General features: G+C 72.2%; 15 protein-coding genes. 9 read left to right on the forward strand and 6 right to left on the reverse strand.

What is annotated here, in order from left to right; all coding sequences use genetic code 11:
• Positions 1 to 13: 13 nt before the first annotated feature.
• Entirely contained in the window at positions 14 to 1,762 is a 1,749-nt protein-coding gene (locus OG767_RS09535) for an ATP-binding protein (protein WP_281935217.1), read from the reverse strand.
• Positions 1,763 to 2,078: 316 nt separating this feature from the next.
• Positions 2,079 to 2,858, reverse strand: a complete 780-nt coding sequence (locus OG767_RS09540) for a pyrimidine reductase family protein (protein WP_405094173.1) — start codon at positions 2,856 to 2,858, stop codon at positions 2,079 to 2,081.
• 334 nt (positions 2,859 to 3,192) lie between these two features.
• Between OG767_RS09540 and OG767_RS09545 the strand changes: the two genes are divergently transcribed.
• The 5 genes from OG767_RS09545 to OG767_RS09565 all read left to right on the forward strand — a co-directional run bounded on the left by OG767_RS09545 (position 3,193) and on the right by OG767_RS09565 (position 9,087).
• On the forward strand, positions 3,193 to 4,512 hold the full coding sequence (locus OG767_RS09545; protein WP_405093065.1) for an ABC transporter substrate-binding protein: 1,320 nt from the start codon (positions 3,193 to 3,195) through the stop codon (positions 4,510 to 4,512).
• A 121-nt stretch (positions 4,513 to 4,633) separates the two neighbouring features.
• Positions 4,634 to 5,611: a carbohydrate ABC transporter permease gene (locus tag OG767_RS09550; RefSeq protein ID WP_405093066.1), complete on the forward strand. Its 978-nt coding sequence runs from the start codon at positions 4,634 to 4,636 to the stop codon at positions 5,609 to 5,611.
• A 10-nt stretch (positions 5,612 to 5,621) separates the two neighbouring features.
• Complete coding sequence (locus tag OG767_RS09555) at positions 5,622 to 6,524, forward strand: carbohydrate ABC transporter permease (protein WP_396776187.1); 903 nt, start codon at positions 5,622 to 5,624, stop codon at positions 6,522 to 6,524.
• On the forward strand, positions 6,521 to 7,954 hold the full coding sequence (locus OG767_RS09560; protein WP_405093067.1) for a GH1 family beta-glucosidase: 1,434 nt from the start codon (positions 6,521 to 6,523) through the stop codon (positions 7,952 to 7,954). The genes OG767_RS09555 and OG767_RS09560 overlap by 4 nt, the downstream gene beginning before the upstream one ends.
• An 86-nt stretch (positions 7,955 to 8,040) precedes the next feature.
• Positions 8,041 to 9,087: a LacI family DNA-binding transcriptional regulator gene (locus OG767_RS09565; protein WP_107162237.1), complete on the forward strand. Its 1,047-nt coding sequence runs from the start codon at positions 8,041 to 8,043 to the stop codon at positions 9,085 to 9,087.
• Positions 9,088 to 9,221: 134 nt separating this feature from the next.
• On the opposite strand, the gene OG767_RS09570 is transcribed toward OG767_RS09565, so the two are convergent.
• Both OG767_RS09570 and OG767_RS09575 read right to left on the reverse strand, forming a co-directional pair.
• Positions 9,222 to 10,433 carry an acyl-CoA dehydrogenase family protein gene (locus OG767_RS09570; RefSeq protein WP_405093068.1) on the reverse strand — a complete coding sequence of 404 codons (1,212 nt, stop codon included), beginning with the start codon at positions 10,431 to 10,433 and terminating at the stop codon, positions 9,222 to 9,224.
• On the reverse strand, positions 10,433 to 11,506 hold the full coding sequence (locus OG767_RS09575) for a phosphotransferase family protein (RefSeq protein WP_405093069.1): 1,074 nt from the start codon (positions 11,504 to 11,506) through the stop codon (positions 10,433 to 10,435). The genes OG767_RS09570 and OG767_RS09575 overlap by 1 nt, the downstream gene beginning before the upstream one ends.
• Positions 11,507 to 11,654: 148 nt before the next feature.
• Between OG767_RS09575 and OG767_RS09580 the strand changes: the two genes are divergently transcribed.
• Both OG767_RS09580 and OG767_RS09585 read left to right on the forward strand, forming a co-directional pair.
• Positions 11,655 to 12,359, forward strand: coding sequence for an amino acid-binding protein (locus OG767_RS09580; protein WP_405093070.1), 705 nt, complete (start codon positions 11,655 to 11,657; stop codon positions 12,357 to 12,359).
• 81 nt (positions 12,360 to 12,440) lie between these two features.
• The gene (locus OG767_RS09585; protein WP_405093071.1) at positions 12,441 to 13,574 is read left to right on the forward strand and encodes a GNAT family N-acetyltransferase; all 1,134 of its coding nucleotides are present in this window, start codon (positions 12,441 to 12,443) and stop codon (positions 13,572 to 13,574) included.
• Between the two features lie 813 nt (positions 13,575 to 14,387).
• Here the strand turns inward: OG767_RS09585 and OG767_RS09590 are convergent.
• Positions 14,388 to 14,582: a DUF397 domain-containing protein gene (locus tag OG767_RS09590; protein ID WP_405093072.1), complete on the reverse strand. Its 195-nt coding sequence runs from the start codon at positions 14,580 to 14,582 to the stop codon at positions 14,388 to 14,390.
• Positions 14,570 to 15,403: a helix-turn-helix transcriptional regulator gene (locus OG767_RS09595; RefSeq protein WP_405093073.1), complete on the reverse strand. Its 834-nt coding sequence runs from the start codon at positions 15,401 to 15,403 to the stop codon at positions 14,570 to 14,572. The genes OG767_RS09590 and OG767_RS09595 overlap by 13 nt, the downstream gene beginning before the upstream one ends.
• Positions 15,404 to 15,746: 343 nt before the next feature.
• On the opposite strand from OG767_RS09595, the gene OG767_RS09600 reads away from it, so the two are divergent.
• Together OG767_RS09600 and OG767_RS09605 are read left to right on the forward strand one after the other, a co-directional pair.
• On the forward strand, positions 15,747 to 16,037 hold the full coding sequence (locus tag OG767_RS09600) for a hypothetical protein (protein ID WP_405093074.1): 291 nt from the start codon (positions 15,747 to 15,749) through the stop codon (positions 16,035 to 16,037).
• Entirely contained in the window at positions 16,037 to 16,294 is a 258-nt protein-coding gene (locus OG767_RS09605) for a flavin reductase (RefSeq protein WP_405093075.1), read from the forward strand. The genes OG767_RS09600 and OG767_RS09605 overlap by 1 nt, the downstream gene beginning before the upstream one ends.
• Positions 16,295 to 16,330 lie beyond the last annotated feature (36 nt).

A 16,330-nucleotide genomic window follows, 5' to 3' on the forward strand; every position in this document is an offset into this window, starting at 1 on the left:
GGTGGGTCGCCGCCTAGAACGGGATGTCGTCGTCGGAGGTGCCGGAGCCGACCACCGCGAACGGGTCGGCGGCCTGCGTGATCGACCGTAGCGTCTCCGACGGGGCGCGGCCCGCCTCGGAGACCCGGGTGGCCCACGCCGGGAACGGGAACTCCAGGCAGAGCGGCACCGGGATGTCCGGCTGGTTGACGAACATGGTGCCGGGCTTGGCCAGCAGCGCCCGCTGGCGTTGGGCGGGCGGCAGGAAGCCGTACTCCGGGCGGGACGCCTCGGCCGGGTCGAGCCGGCCGACCACCCGGATCGCCGAGTTGGTGACGATCCGCCGCTCCACCTCGCTCGCGGTCTGCTGCGCGCCGACCAGGATGACCCCCAGCGAGCGGCCCCGCTCGGCGATGTCGAGCAGCACCTCCTTGATCGGGGAGGAGCCCTCGCGGGGCGCGTACTTGTTCAACTCGTCGAGCACGACGAAGAGCAACGGCTTGGCGGTGCCGGCCTTCTCCTTGCGCTCGAACTCGCTCTTGAGCGTCACGCCGACCACGAAGCGCTGCGCGCGGTCCGGCAGGTTGTGCAGGTCGACCACGGTGACCTGGGCGCTCTCCGCGGTGTTGATCGAGTGCGGGCGGCGGGTGGCCAGGTCACCGCGGATGAGCCGGCCCAGGTCCTTCTTGCTGCCGATGAGCCGGCGGGCGAACGCGTTGACGGTGCCCAGGCCGACCGCGCTGCCGGCCCAGTCGCCCCGGGTCTCGTCGTCGTTGAGCTGCTCGACCACGTGGTCGACCAGGTCGGCGTAGGAGCCGAGGCGGACCCCGTCGATGCTCACCCCGCCGTCGGCGGGCTGGGCGTATCGGGCCAGGTGGGCGGCGACCGAGTGGACCACCATGGTGTATTGCTGGCGCTCGTCGTCGGCGTCGGCGAACACGTAGGGCAGCAGGCGGTCGGCGCAGAACTCGCTCAGCGTCCAGTAGAAGCTGTCCACGCCGGTGAGCCGGCTGCTCACGTCCGGCGTGCCGGAGGAGTCACCGACCCGGGGCGGGGCGTAGACCCGCACGTCGGGGAACGCGCCGGCGTCGAGACCGAGCTTCGCGTACGCCGCGCGGGTCGGGTCGTCGAGCCGGGTGTTCGGGTGGTCGAGGAAGAGCAGGTCCTCGCCCTTGACGTTGAAGATCAGCGCCTTGGCGTTGACCGCGTCGCCGCCGAGCACGCCGGAGCGGAACACCGAGTAGAGCAGGAAGGTGGCGAAGCTGGTCTTGGTGGCCACCCCGGAGATGCCGGAGATGGAGACGTGCGCGCCCCGGGTGCCGTCGAGGAAGTCGGCGTTGAGGTAGACCGGCACGCCGTCGCGGCCCATCCCCATCGGGATCCGCCGCTCCATCCGGTCGAAGTGCAGCGCCCGGGCCCGGGCGTCACCCTCGGCCCGGTGCACCACCGCGCCCGGCGTGGGCGGGACGTAGAACTCCGGATCGACCCGGGTGGTGGTGATCTCGGCGGCCTCCTGCACCTGCGCCGGCAGCGTGCCGTCGGCGATGGCGAAGACGTCGGAGTCGAACTGCGCCCCCTCGTGCCGGGCGCGCACCTGGGTCACCACGCCGGCGATCGTCACCGGCTCCCGGTCGGGCAGCTCGCGTCGGGTCACCACCACGTCATCGAGTTGCAGGTAGCTCCCCGGGGCGACGGCCGTCCAGAAGGTGAGCGGGGTGGCGTCGGCGGTGCCGAGCACCCGGCCGACCCCCTCGCCGGGGCCGTCGAGCTGGTCGTCGGTCATCGGCGGTCTCCGGTCGGCTGGTCGTCGGATTGGCGGCGCACGTCCTGCATCCTGCCCGAGGGATGCGACAGGTTGCCACGCGACGCGTCGGACGCCACGCCGGCCGCTCGCCGGGCGGATCCGGGCGAACACGGTACGTGTGATTCCCGCTCCCGACGTGCCCTTCGGCGGGCGATCCCGCAAGCGGGCGGAGAGCCGGGCCGTCAAGCCGTACGACTGCGCGCTGATTCACGGAAAGCGGGCCTGTCCCGGGCGAAATGACGACTCTTTCCGAGAATCTGCGCGTAATCGGCGGGGGTGGGGTGGGGTGGGGTGGTCAGGGGGTGGGGCTGGTGGGCGGCGGGTTGCCCGGGTCGCGGGCGTAGCGCAGCATCAGCACGCCGTCGGCGGCGGCCAGCACGTGCCGCAGTGGCAGGGGGCGTGCGGCGCTGCCGGGCCCGGCGGTGATCCGGGCGGGGCCGGCGCCGGCGAGCAGCGGCGCCACGGTCAGGCACAGCTCGTCGACCAGGTCGGCGGCGGTGAGCGCGCCGAACAGGTGCGGGCCGCCCTCGCAGAGCACCTGGCCCAGCCCGCGGCGGTGCAGCTCGGCCAGCCCGGCGGTCAGGTCGACGTGGTCGGTGCCGCAGCGGATCAGGTCGGCGACCTCGGTGAGCCCGGCCGGTGGCACGGCGCCGGAGCGGGTGAGCACCAGCGGCCGGACCGGGGCGTCGGCGAAGCAGCCCTGCGCCGGGTCGAGGTCGAGCGAGCCGGAGACCACCACCAGCGTCGGGAACTCGGCCAGACCCCGCTCGCGGCGCCAGGCGCGGCGGTCGGCGCTCAGCCGGACCGCGCCGTAGCCCTCGTGCCGCAGCGTGCCGGCGGCCACCAGCAGGCCGTCGCAGAGCATCCGCAGCAGCCCGAAGACGCGCTTGTCCGGCTCGCCGGAGAGCCCGGCGGAATAGTCGTCCAGGGTGACCGCGCCGTCCGCGCTGGCGACGAAGTTGACCCGCAGGTGCGGCTGCGCCGCCCGGTCGTAGAGCGCGGTGAGTTGCGGGTCGGTGAGCGGACCGGTCCCGGGCGCGGGCCAGACCCGTTCGATCGGCGTGCCGCCGCTCATTCGCCGGCCGGCCCGGTGACCGGCGGCGTGGGCCCGGGTGCGCGGTGTTGGCAGTCGCACCACGTCCGGCCACGGCAGTCGCGGTGTCGCCGCTCCCGGCAGGCTCGGCAGATCATGCTGGCAGCCTATGCCGCGCCGGGGCGGCGGAACGCACGCGGTAACGAAATGGGAACGCTCCCAGCGGCCTATTGACACCCCTGTTACCTGCCGGCAATCTCATGGGAGCGCTCCCGGCAGTGGTGTGAGTCTCTTTCCTGCCCGCTCCGGCCCAGCGCCAAACGCACCCCCCACCACACAGATATCTCGCCTCACCACCGAAAAGAGGGGTCTGAAGATGAGCGTCCCGATTCACCGTCGGCGCTTCGCGGCCATCGCGCTCGCGTCCGCCATGGTCCTTGCCGGCGCCACGGCCTGCGGCAACGACGACGACTCGTCAGGCGGCGGGGACAGCGACGGCCCGGTCACCCTGGTCGTCGACGTCTTCGGCGACCAGGGCTTCGGCTACGAAGACCTGTACAAGCAGTACGAAGCCGAGCACACCAACGTCAAGATCCAGGAGCGCGGCAAGGGCCTCGGTCTCGGCGACTACAACACCCGCCTGACCCAGCAGATCACCGCCGGCTCCGGCGCCGGTGACGTGGTGGCCCTCGAAGAGGGCACGATCGTCCAGTTCTACGCGCAGGCCGACAAGTTCGTGAACCTGGCCGACCACGGCGCGAACGACCTCAAGGGCAACTTCCTGCCGTGGAAGTGGGAGCAGGGCACCACCCCCGACGGCAAGGTGCTGGGCCTCGGCACCGACGTCGGCTCGATGGCGCTGTGCTACCGCACCGACCTGTTCAAGGCCGCCGGCCTGCCCACCGACCGCGAGCAGGTCGGCGCGCTCTGGCCCACCTGGGACAAGTTCATCGAGGCCGGCCAGAAGTTCGCCGGTGCCGACAAGAAGCACAAGTTCGTCGACTCGGCGACCAACTTCTACAACGTGGTGCTGATGCAGGTCGCGGGCCAGGGCACCGGCTACACGTACTACGACAAGAGCAACAAGCTGGTCATCGACCAGAACCCGGACGTGCAGGCCGCGTACCAGCTCACCACCAAGATGATCTCCGCCGGGCTGTCGAACAACCTGCAGTCCTTCTCCAACGAGTGGAACGCCGGTTTCAAGAACGGCACCTTCGCCACCATCGCCTGCCCGGCGTGGATGACCGGTGTGATCAAGGGCCAGGCCGGTGACGCGGCGGCCGGCAAGTGGGACATCGCCAAGGCCCCCGGCGCGGGCGGCAACTGGGGCGGCTCCTTCCTCGGCGTGCCGAAGTCGAGCAAGCACCAGAAGGAGGCCGCGGAGCTGGCCAAGTTCCTGACCAGCGCCAAGGGTCAGATCGGCGCGTACAAGGCGGTCGGCAACCTGCCGTCGAACCCGCAGGCGCTCACCGACCCGGCCGTGGCCGACTCGACCAACGACTACTTCAGCAAGGCCCCGGTCGGCAAGATCTTCGCCGCCGGCGCCACCGACCTGAAGCCGGTCTACCTCGGCCCGAAGAACAACGCGGTCCGCACCGCCGTGGAGAACACGCTGCGCGCCGTGGAGCAGGGCAAGTCCGCCGACGAGCAGTGGCAGGCGGCTTTGAAGAACGGTGCGGCCGCCGGTAAGTGATCCGGCTGAGCCGCTCGCGGGTGGCGTCGGCAGCCCCGTGCTGCCGGCGCCACCCGCGGTGCCCGCAGAGCCCGGCGTCGCCCGTGAGGCGGGCGACGCCGGCCGAGGAGAAGGACTCCTGATGAGCCTCGACCTGCACGCCACGGCGCCGCCCGAGCCCCGCCCGCCGCGCGCCCGCACCTCGCACCGCCGCGCCAGCTCGGCCACCAAGCTGGACCTGAAGTACTCGCCCTACCTGTACGTCCTGCCGTTCTTCCTGCTCTTCGCCGTGTTCAGCGCGTACCCGATCGTGTACACGGTCTGGATCGCGTTGACCGACCGGTCCCCGCTCAACGCGACGATCTCCTTCGTCGGGCTGGACAACTTCGTCGAACTGCTCACCGACGACCCGCAGTTCTGGAACGCGGTGGTGAACACGTTCGGCATGTTCGTGCTCTCCACCGTGCCCCAGCTGATGCTGGCGCTGATGCTGGCCAACGCGCTGAACCGGAAGCTGCGCGCGCAGACCTTCTTCCGGATGGCCATCGCGATGCCGATCATCACCTCGACCGCGGTGGTCGCGCTGATCTTCTCGATGATCTACGCCAAGGACTTCGGCCTGATCAACTGGCTGCTCGACGCCGTCGGCCTGGACCCGATCGACTGGCGGGCGAACCGCTTCGCCTCCTGGTTCGCCATCTCCACCATGGTCGACTGGCGGTGGGTCGGCTACAACGCGCTGATCTACCTGGCCGCCATGCAGTCGATCAGCAAGGACATGTACGAGGCCGCCGCGCTCGACGGGGCGTCCCGGCGCCGCCAGTTCTGGTCGATCACGGTCCCGCAGCTACGCCCCACGATCATCTTCACGCTGATCATCTCGACCATCGGCGGGCTCCAGCTCTTCACCGAGCCGCTGCTGTTCACCAGCGGGTCGGGCGGCCTCTCCGGCGGCTCCGAGGGCCAGTTCCAGACCATCACGATGTACCTGCTCGACGTGATGAACCAGCGCTTCCGGTGGGGTTACGCCGGGGCGGTCGCGCTCGTGCTCTTCGTGCTCATCGCACTGATGTCGACGATCAACTACCTGCTGGCCCGTCGCATCAGCTCCGACAAGTGAAGGTGACGAGATGACGACCACCACACTCCGTCCGCCCACCCGGCCGCCCGCGCCCGCCAAGGTCAAGGCCACCCACCAGGCCGAGCGGCTCTTCAAGGCCAGCCCGCTCACCTGGTTCGGGCTGGTCCTCGGCGTGTTCCTGTCGCTGTTCCCGTTCTACTGGATGATCGTCATCGCCTCGCGGACCAACGACGCGGCCAACTCCTGGCCGCCGCCGTTCCTGCCCGGCGGCAAGCTCGGCGAGAACATCGAGCGGGTGCTGGCCAACGGCGACGCCAACGTCGTCAAGGGCCTGATGAACTCGTTCCTGGTCTCCGGGACGATCACCATCGCCACGGTGTTCTTCGGCTCGCTGGCCGGCTTCGCGTTCGCCAAGCTCCGCTTCCGGGGCAAGAACGCGCTGCTGCTGATCATCCTCGCCTCGATGATGGTGCCGATCCAGCTCGGTGTGCTCCCGCTCTACATCCTGATGGCGAAGCTCGACTGGCTGAACACCATGCCGTCGGTCACCGTGCCGTTCCTCATCGGCGGCTTCGGGATCTTCATGATGCGCCAGTACGCCGAACAGGCCGTCCCGAACGAGCTGATCGAGGCCGCCCGGGTGGACGGCTGTTCGACCTGGCGGGTGTACTGGCACGTGGTGATGCCCGCGCTGCGGCCCGCCGCCGCGGTGCTCGGCCTGCTCACCTTCATGGAGCAGTGGAACCAGTTCTTCTGGCCGTTCGTGGTGCTGGCCGACCCGTCCAACCCCACCGTCCAGATCTCGCTCCGTAGCCTCAACACCGCCTACTTCGCCGACAACTCGCAGATCTTCGCCGGTACGTTGATCGCGACCCTGCCCCTGTTCATCGTGTTCGTTCTGTTCGGCCGCCAGATCATCGGCGGCATCATGGAAGGCGCCGTCAAGTCGTGAGCAACCCAGCCAGCCCGCCCGCCGTCGGCGTTCTCGACGAGGGCCCGGCCGTCACCTTCCCGCCCGGCTTCCTCTGGGGCGCGGCGACCGCCGCGTACCAGATCGAGGGCGCCGCGGCGGAGGGTGGCCGTACGCCGTCGATCTGGGACACCTTCAGCCACACCGAGGGTCGGACGGTGGCCGGGCACACCGGCGACGTGGCCTGTGACCACTACCACCGGATGTCGGACGACGTGCGGCTGATGGCCGACCTGGGGCTGCGGTCCTACCGCTTCTCCGTCTCCTGGCCCCGGGTGCAGCCGGGCGGCGCCGGCGGGGCCAACCAGGAGGGGATGGACTTCTACCACCGCCTGGTCGACGAGCTGCTCGGGCACGGCATCGAGCCCTGGGTGACGCTCTACCACTGGGACCTGCCCCAGCCGCTGGAGGACGCCGGCGGCTGGCCGGCCCGGGACACCGCCGGCCGGTTCGCGGAGTACTCGGCGCTGGTCGCCGACGCGCTCGGCGACCGGGTGAAGTACTTCACCACGCTGAACGAGCCGTGGTGCTCGGCGTTCCTCGGCTACGGCTCCGGCGTGCACGCGCCGGGCCGGTCGAACGGCGCGGACGCGGTCCGGGCCGGGCACCACCTGATGCTCGGGCACGGCCTGGCCGTGCAGGCGGTGCGGGCGTCCCGCCCGCAGGCGGAGCTCGGCATCACGGTGAACCTCTACCCGGTCACCCCGGCCACCGGGTCGGCGGCGGACGCCGACGCGGCCCGCCGCATCGACGCGCTGGCCAACCGCTTCTTCCTGGACCCGGTGCTGCGTGGCGCGTACCCGGCCGATCTGATCGCCGACCTGCGGGGCGTCACCGACCTCGGGCACGTCCGCGACGGCGACCTGGCCACCATCTCCACGCCGCTGGACATGGTCGGGGTCAACTACTACAGCCGGCACGTGGTCGCCGCGCCGGTCGAGGGCGGGGAGCCGGAGCCCTACTGGCGGGCGCCGTCCTGCTGGCCGGGCAGCGAGGACGTCCGGTTCGTCACCCGGGGCGTGCCGGTGACCGACATGGACTGGGAGATCGACGCCCCGGGCCTTACCGAGACGCTGGAGCGGGTCCACCGGGAGTACACCGACCTGCCGCTCTACGTCACCGAGAACGGCTCGGCGTTCGTCGACACGCTGGCCGACGGGCGGGTCGACGACCCGGACCGGCTGGCCTACTTCGCCGCGCACCTGCGCGCGTCGCACGCCGCGATCGAGGCCGGGGTGCCGCTCAAGGGCTACTTCGCCTGGTCACTGATGGACAACTTCGAGTGGGCCTGGGGCTACACGAAGCGGTTCGGCATGGTCTATGTCGACTACGACAGCCAGGCCCGGATCGCGAAGTCCAGCGCCAGGTGGTACGCCGACGTGATCCGACGCAACGGCCTGGCCGCACAATAAGCTGGGCCAGCCAGTAACGGGTGGTGCCCGGCGCCGGGGCCTCAACCGGTGCCGGGCCCGCCCGACCGTCGGAGGAGCACAAGACGATGACAACGCAGCGCACCCGCTCGCTCGGGCGCCCGACCCTCGACGCGGTCGCGGCCCGCGCCGGCGTCGGGCGCGGCACGGTCTCCCGCGTGGTCAACGGCTCGCCGCAGGTCAGTCCGGAGGCCCGGGCGGCCGTCCAGCAGGCCATCGCCGAGCTGGGCTACGTGCCGAACCGGGCCGCCCGGGCGCTGGTCACCCAGCGGACCGACTCGGTGGCCCTGGTGGTCTCCGAGTCGGGGGAGCGGGTCTTCACCGAGCCGTTCTTCGCGGCGATCGTCCGGGGCGTCAGCTCCGGGCTGGTGGAGACGCCGATGCAGCTCTGGCTGGCGATGGTGCAGTCGCCGATCGAGCGGGAGCGGGTCGAGCACCACCTGACCAACCAGCACGTGGACGGCGTACTGCTGCTGTCCCTGCACGACTCGGACCCGCTGCCCACGCTGCTGGAGGAGCGCGGTCTGCCGGCGGTGCTCGGCGGCCGGCCGGCCCGGATGCTGCACCCGAACGCCCAGCCGGCGTGGTTCGTCGACGTGGACAACGTCGGTGGCGCCCGGCAGGCGGTGGAGCACCTGTTCGCCCGGGGGCGGCGGCGGGTCGCCACCATCGCCGGCCCGCAGGACATGGGCGCCGGCCTGGCCCGGCTCTCCGGCTACCGGGAGGCGGTGCGCGCCGCCGGGGGCATGGTCGAGAACGGCCTGATCGCGTACGGGGACTTCAGCGAGGGCAGCGGCACGGCCGCCATGCGTCGGCTGCTGGACTCCTGCCCGGATCTGGACGCCGTCTTCGTCGCCTCCGACCTGATGGCCTTCGGCGCGTTGCGCGCGCTGCGGGAGGCGGGTCGCCGGGTGCCCGAGGACGTGGCGGTGATCGGCTTCGACGACGCCCCGATCGCCCGCCAGGCCGAGCCGCCGCTGACGACGGTGTTCCAGCCGGTGGAGGAGATGGGCCGGCAGATGGCCCGCCTCCTGGTCTCCCGTATCCGTGGCGACGACGTCCCCTCCCCGCACGTCCTCCTGAACACCGAGCTGATCCACCGCGCCTCCGCCTGACGCGCCCCCACCCCACCCCACCCCCCGCACGATCCGCGCTGATTCACGGAAAGAGTGGTCATCGCACGCGGAATGAGCACGCTTTCCGTGAATCAGCGGGCAGTCGGGGTGGGGGTGGGGGAGGGGCAGGGGGGTCAGGACCAGCGGCGGAGTTCGCGGCGGGCGAGGGACGCGCGGTGGACCTCGTCGGGGCCGTCGGCCAGGCGCAGCGTGCGGGCCTGGGCCCAGAGCGCGGCGAGCGGGGTGTCCTGGCTGACGCCGGCCCCGCCGTACGCCTGGATCGCCTTGTCGATCACCCATTCGGCCATCGCCGGAGTAGCGATCTTGATGGCCTGGATCTCGGTGTGCGCGCCCTTGTTACCCACGGTGTCCATCAGCCAGGCGGTCTTGAGCACCAGCAGTCGGGCCTGCTCGATCCGGACCCGGGACTCGGCGATCCACTCCCGCACCACGCCCTGCTCGGCGAGCGGGCGGCCGAACGCCACCCGGTCCAGCGCGCGGCGGCAGAGCAGCTCCAGCGCCCGTTCGGCCATGCCGACCAGCCGCATGCAGTGGTGGATCCGCCCCGGACCGAGCCGCGCCTGCGCGATGGCGAAGCCGGTGCCCTCGGCGCCGACCAGGTTCTCCACCGGCACCCGGACACCCGTGAAGTCGATCTCGGCGTGCCCGCCGTGCGGGGCGTCGGAGTAGCCGAAGACGGTCATCCCGCGGCGTACCGTCACGCCCGGGGTGTCCCGGGGGACCAGGATCATGCTCTGCTGGCGGTGCCGGTCGGCGTCCGGGTCGGTCTTGCCCATCACGATGAAGACCTCGCAGCGCGGGTCCATCGCGCCGGACGACCACCACTTGCGGCCGTCGACCACGTAGTGGTCGCCGTCGCGGGTGATCCGGGTGGCGATGTTCGTCGCGTCGGAGGAGGCGACCTCCGGCTCGGTCATGCAGAAGGCGGAGCGGATCGTCCCGTCCAGCAGCGGCGCGAGCCAGCGTTCCCGCTGCGCGTCGGAGCCGAACTCGGCCAGCAGCTCCATGTTGCCGGTGTCCGGCGCGGCGCAGTTCAGCGCCTCCGGGGCCAGGTGCGGGCTGCGCCCGGTCAGCTCGGCCAGCGGCGCGTACTGGAGGTTGGTCAGGCCGGCGCCGTAGCGTGCGTCCGGCAGGAACAGGTTCCACAGGCCCCGGGCCCGGGCCTCGGCCGTCAACTCGGCCATCACCGGCGGCCGGGCCCACGGGTCACCGGCGGCGAGCACCTGCTCGTGGTGCACCGGCTCGGCCGGGTAGACGCACTCGGTGAGGAACGCCTCCAGCCGCTGCCGCAGCTCGACCGTGCGGTCGTCGTACGCGAACTCCATCACTTCTCCCTCACCGCGTGCAGACCGTGCGCGACCAGCGGCGTCACCATCTCGCCGATCCGGTCGAACCCCTCGCCCAGCGTCTGCCCGAGGGTGTGCCGGTAGTGGATGCCCTCGCAGATCACCGCCAGCTTGAAACAGCCGAGCGCCACGTGCCAGTGCAACGGGCCGACGTCGACGTCGCTGCGGCCGGCGTAGCGGTCGATCAGCTCGGCGCCGGTGGGGAAGCCGGCCCGGGGGCCGATCCCGTCGGCCACCGGGTTGCCCTCGGCGAGTTCGCTGTCGCCCAGCACGTCCCAGTAGGTCAGCAGCAGGCCGAGGTCGGCCAGCGGGTCGCCCAGCGTGGCCATCTCCCAGTCGAGCACCGCCCGCACCGTCACCGGGTCGACGGCGGCGAGCAGATTGTCGAGCCGGTAGTCGCCGTGCACGATCCGGCCCGCGTTCGCGCCCTCCGGCACGCTGCCGGCCAACGCGTCGCGCAGCTCGTCGATGCCGGGCAGCGGGCGGCTGCGGGACCGGTCGAGCTGCCCGGCCCAGCGCCGGACCTGCCGGGCCAGGTAGCCGTCGGGGCGGCCGAAGTCGGCCAGCCCGACCTCGGCCGGCTCCACCCGGTGCAGCGTGGCGAGCGTGTCCATCATCGCCATGGCGAGGTCACGCCGCTGGCCGGCGGTGAGCGCGTCGGTCTGCTCGCGCCGCCGGTAGACCTCGCCGTCGACGTGGGCCATCATGTAGAACGGCGCGCCGATGACGCTCTCGTCGGCGCAGAGCAGCAGCGCCTCGGGGACCGGCACGCCGGTCGGGGCCAGCGCCGAGATCACCCGGTGTTCGCGCGCCATGTCGTGCGCGGTGGCCAGCACGTGCCCGAGCGGGGGTCGGCGCAGCACCACCTCGCGGTCACCGGCGCGCAGCAGGTAGGTCAGGTTGGACTTGCCGCCGGCGATCAGCCGCGCGGAGAGCGGCCCGGCCAGCTCGGGCCGGTGGGTGGCCAGGTGGGCGGCGAGTCGGTCGAGGTCGAGCCCGCGCGGGGCCGGACCGGTCGGTGGCCGGGTGGCGTCGACGGCCGGATCGGTCATCCGGATAGTCGACGGCAGCTCAGCTTTGTTGTCAAGGTCGGATTTTCCCGGCGGGACATGCCGCGGCAACGGGGACGAAACGGCCGGCCGGCAGGCTGGGAACAGCCTGCCGGCCACGCGCCGGCCCGCCGAGCGGAGGGGATCAGACATGCTGCTGAGAGTTCGGGTGACCCTGCCCGACCGACCGGGCACGCTCGGCCAGGTGGCCCGGACACTCGGTGTCTCCGGGGCGGACATCGTCCAGGTGGTGGTCCTGGAGCGGCTCGGTGGGCGGGCGGTCGACGACTTCACCGTGGTCTGGCCGGGCGCGGCGCGGGTGGAACGGCTGCTCGCCGGGCTGGCCGCGATCCCCGGCGTCCGGGTGGACGGCGTGTGGCGGGCGATCGGCACGCCGACCACCACCGGTCAGGACGCCGAGCTGCTCGCCCAGGTGGCGGCGAACCCGACCGACGGCGTGGCCACGCTCGTCGACGCCGTGCCCGGCCTGCTCGCCGCGGACTGGGCGGTGGCCGCGGTGGTGCCGCTGGACTGGGCCGCGCGTCCCGGTGGGGCCGGCACGGCCACGGTCGGGCACGCGAGCTGGCGGGCCCCGACACCGCCCCGGCTGCCCGAGGTGACCCCGCTGCGCGCCCGCGCGCTGACCAGCCCGGAGGGGCACCACTACGCGGTGGCGCCGTTCGGCCGGGCCGGGCTGGTGCTGGTGGTCTCCCGCGACCACGGCGAGCCGCTCTCGGCGGCCGCGTTCCACGCCATCGAGGTGGACCGGCTCGCCCAACTCGTCCGCGCCAGCGCGGTGATCCTCGGTGACCGGCTGGACCTGGTGGGCGCGCCGCCGGTGACCACCGTCACCTGACCCGGTGGCGGGGCGTCACCCCGGGGCAACGGGCACGCAACAGGCGACCGGCATCGTCGGTGGTGAGGAAGGGAGACAACCATGGCGCTGTGGCGGATCCGAGCCACCGTGGACGACCGGCCGGGTTACCTGTCGGTGCTCACGGCGAGCCTCGCGTTGCGCGGGGTCAACATCCTCACCGTGCAGGTGCACACCACCGAGGTCGGTGCCGTCGACGACTTCCTGGTCGACGCGCCCGAGCAGATCACCGAGGCCGACCTGCGGGCCGCGGTCGAGCGGGGCCGGGGGCGGGACTGCTGGGTGGCGCGCAGCGAGGCGCGTGGGCTGGCCGACGAGCCGACCCGGGTGCTCGGCCTGGCCGGTCGGCTGCTCCGCGATCCGGAGGGCCCCGGCGCGGCGCTGCGGACGCTGCTGGGCGCCGACGCGGTGACCTGGCGTCCGACGTCCACCGCGGCGCCGGGCGGCGTGGGCGGCACCACGATGCTGCTCGCCGACCCGGCGGGCGGCGCCTACGAGCTGCGCCGTCGGGAGCCGAGCTTCACCCCGGCCGAGTACGCCCGGGCGCAGGCGCTGGTCGAGTTGGCGGCGACGCTGGACCGCCGGGACACCCACCGGGTCACGCTGGTGCTGCCCGACGGCGGGGAGGTGTCGGTGCGGCCGGCCACCGCCGACGACGTGCCGGCCGTACGCGAACTGCACGTCGGCTGCTCGGAGCGGAGCCGGCAGCGGCGCTACCTGAGCGGCGCGTACCCGTCGCCGGCCCGGCTGCGTCGGCTGCTCGAACCGGCGCGGGGGGTGACCCTGCTCGCCACGGCGGGCTCCGGCGGGGCGGCGGAGCCGGTCGTGGCGATGGCCAACCTGCTCGGCGAGGGCGACGAGGCCGAGGCGGCGCTGCTGGTCCGGGACGACTGGCAGCGGCGGGGCCTCGGCTCGGCGCTGCTGCGTCGGCTGCTCGGGCACGCCGGCCGGGCCGGTTGTGCCGCGGTGCTGCTGCACGTGCAGGCCGAGAACACGCCGATGTTGCGGACACTGCGCCGGCTGGACCGGCCGGTGACGCTTGACCGCGACGGCGGTGTGCTGACCGCGACGTTGCCGCTGACCCCCGCCGGCCGGGTGGGCGTGCCGGCCGGCCGAGGGCCGGGGGTTGTCCGACCGGCGTGGCCCGGCCGGGACACCGCGGCGGGACTGCCGGCGCAGCGGCCGGGTCAGAGCTGACGGCAGCCCGGCCGGGCCCACTCGGCGAGCCGCAACGGCGCGGCACGTCGACGGGGCCCGGCGGGGAGCCGACACCGGCGCCGATGCGGCGCCACCCTGACCGACCTCCGATGCGGGGGGCGGTGACACGAACGGGGCCTCCGGTGCGGGGGCCCCGTTCGTGTCCCTGGGCGGCAGGTAGCTGACGGTTCGTCCGCCGCGACCTGCCCGCCGGCAAGATGCCGACCACGCGTCGCCAGCCCCGACGCCCGCCGACGCCCGACACGGCAGAGCGCCCCGGGCCGTACGGGTCCGGGGCGCTCGGGCCGGTCCGGTCAGCCGCGCTCGGCAACCCGGGCTGAGCACCCGTCACGTTGTCCATGTCTTCCGTGCTCACGCCCGCGAGGGCTCCGATGGGCGGACAAGCGGCGGGACAGAGAGGTGATCATGAAGTTGGCGGCATCAACGGAGATCAACACCGCCGTCAACCTCATAATCACTCGCTCGACTTGAAAGTGCGGCGGGCTCGAGGTGAGGGTTTCGTCGATCATGGACTTGTGGTGCCAAGAAATGTTCGATTCGGCGTGAAATCGGAGGTGCCACAAGTCCAAGATCGGCAGAGGTTCGCCTATGTCGGGGGGCAGCCAGGATGAATGCTCGGGCAGCCCGGAGTGGGTGCTGGCGGACAACGGCACGAACGCAACTGAATATGGGGCTGCTCCGCGCAGGTCATCAGGTGCTCGACCTGCTCGGCCATCACGCCAGACCACCGCAGGCCCGGCGGCAGAGCGCCCCGGGCCGCACGGGTCCGGGGCGCGCTCGGGTCAGGAGCGGTCAGCCGCGCTCGGCAACCTGGGCGACGAACGCCCGCCAGGAGCCCGGCTCGAAGGCGAGCGCCGGGCCGGTCGGGTCCTTCGAGTCCCGTACGCCGACGACGCCGGAAAGATTGTCGGCGACCTCCACGCAGGCCCCACCGTTGGTGGACGAGCGGGACGACTTCCGCCAATAAGCACCCGTCATGTTGTCCATGTCTTCGCCGCCTCCTTGAGTATGTCGAGTGTCTGCCCGAGCGGGAGGGCTTCGCCCCGAACCGCGTCCCACGACAATCCCAGGCCAACAACTGGATCCGGCTGACCTGCGATCTGCGCTGCCAACTGATTGTCGACGTAGCCGGCCCGCGATCCGTCGGGTAGGTCAGCCAAGATGAACGCTCCGGCCAGCCCGGAGTAGATGCCAGCGGACAGCGGCACGATACGCAACTGAATATGGGGCTGCTCCGCGCAGGTCATCAGGTACTCGACCTGCTCGGCCATCACATCAGCACCACCGCAGGCTCGGCGGACGACCATCTCGTCCAGAACCACGAAGAGCCGTGGAGCTGGCACGCGGTCGAGGACATTTTGCCGCTCCAACCTCGCCGACACGCGCTGGTCAAGCTCCGGCAGCGGCACTCGCGCCGCGCGGAATGTCGCCTGCGCGTACGCCTCGGTCTGGAGAAGGCCGGGCACGAAGGCGTGTTCGTACCAGCGAAGCGCCGTCGCTTCGCGTTCAATCTCGATCCACTCGCGGAGCCATACCGGCGCAGCATCGCCCTTGACCAGCTCTTCCCAGAGCGTCGCGAAGTACCCACCCGTCGTCAACGCCTCATCTACGGCGGCAAGGAACGGCAACGTCGGCGGCTTCGTGCCTGTCTCAATCGCACTCACCTGCGAGTCCGAGCAGAAGACCCGCTCGCCGAGTTGGGCTTGGGTTAGCCCGGCGGCCGTGCGCCGCCGCCGTAGCTCGCGTAGTAGGTACTCAGATGGCGAGATTCCCACGGCTTCCACGCCCTTCCGCAATGCTCCACGCATTTCTTCGGGAACCCGCGTCCGGCCCCCACACTCCGCGATCAGGCAATCACTATTCCGGGCGTAGAGGGTGTGCGTCCAGGGTGGAAGGACAGACGGCGCGGCCGGCAGGGACCCCCGAGACGCGGCGACCGTGTCAGTCAGGGGACCGCCTCGTCCGGCAGGCGTCAGCGCGGGGCGGTCCCCCTTCCATTTCCACCCGAGAGGAGGGCGTGTCCGTGCCCGAGGAGAAGCCGACCCCCAACCCGCAGTCGACCCCGCCGGTCCGGCCGAACCGCGTTCCGTCGTCGCGCTGGCTGTCGTCGCCGGCAACGACGACGCTCTTCCCACGACCGGGCGACGGCCGGTGACCGCGCCGCGTCGCCGGCCGGAGGTGCCCACGCTGTGCGCTGGCGATGTCCTGCACCTGACCGGGGAGGCGTCGCCGCAGTTCACCCGGCCGATCAGGGTCCGGCTGATCCGTGTGCTGGACTGGACGACGTACGACGGTTGGTTGTGGGCCGATGTCTACCAGCTCGGCCCGGACGGCAACGCGACCGCCCGCCGGTCCCTGTTCCTGCGGCGCAGCGGAGTGCGCGTGCTGACCCCACCGCCGCCGGTGTCGCAGCGCCGCCCGCGCGTCGGCGCTCTCGTGTGATGGCCCGCCGCCCCGGCCCCGCCGACCACGTCCCGTCGCGACCCACCTGGCGCTGCCGTGCTTGCGGGGCGGCCTGGCCGTGCTCGACGGCGAAGCTGACCCTCCTCGCGCGCTACCGCGAGCGGAAGGCCGAGCTGCGGGCGTATCTCCTGACCCTGCGGGGGACCGCGGCCGAGGAACTGGCCGAGCTGGACAGCGGCCGGCGCCCGGCGGACCTCGAAGACCGCTTCACCGCCTGGGCCGAGCCTCGCGGCTGACCCTCCCCGACCGACCCGCCCCGGCGACCTCTTGTC

This window comes from Micromonospora sp. NBC_01392, from assembly GCF_045040125.1.
Lineage (GTDB): Bacteria > Actinomycetota > Actinomycetes > Mycobacteriales > Micromonosporaceae > Micromonospora.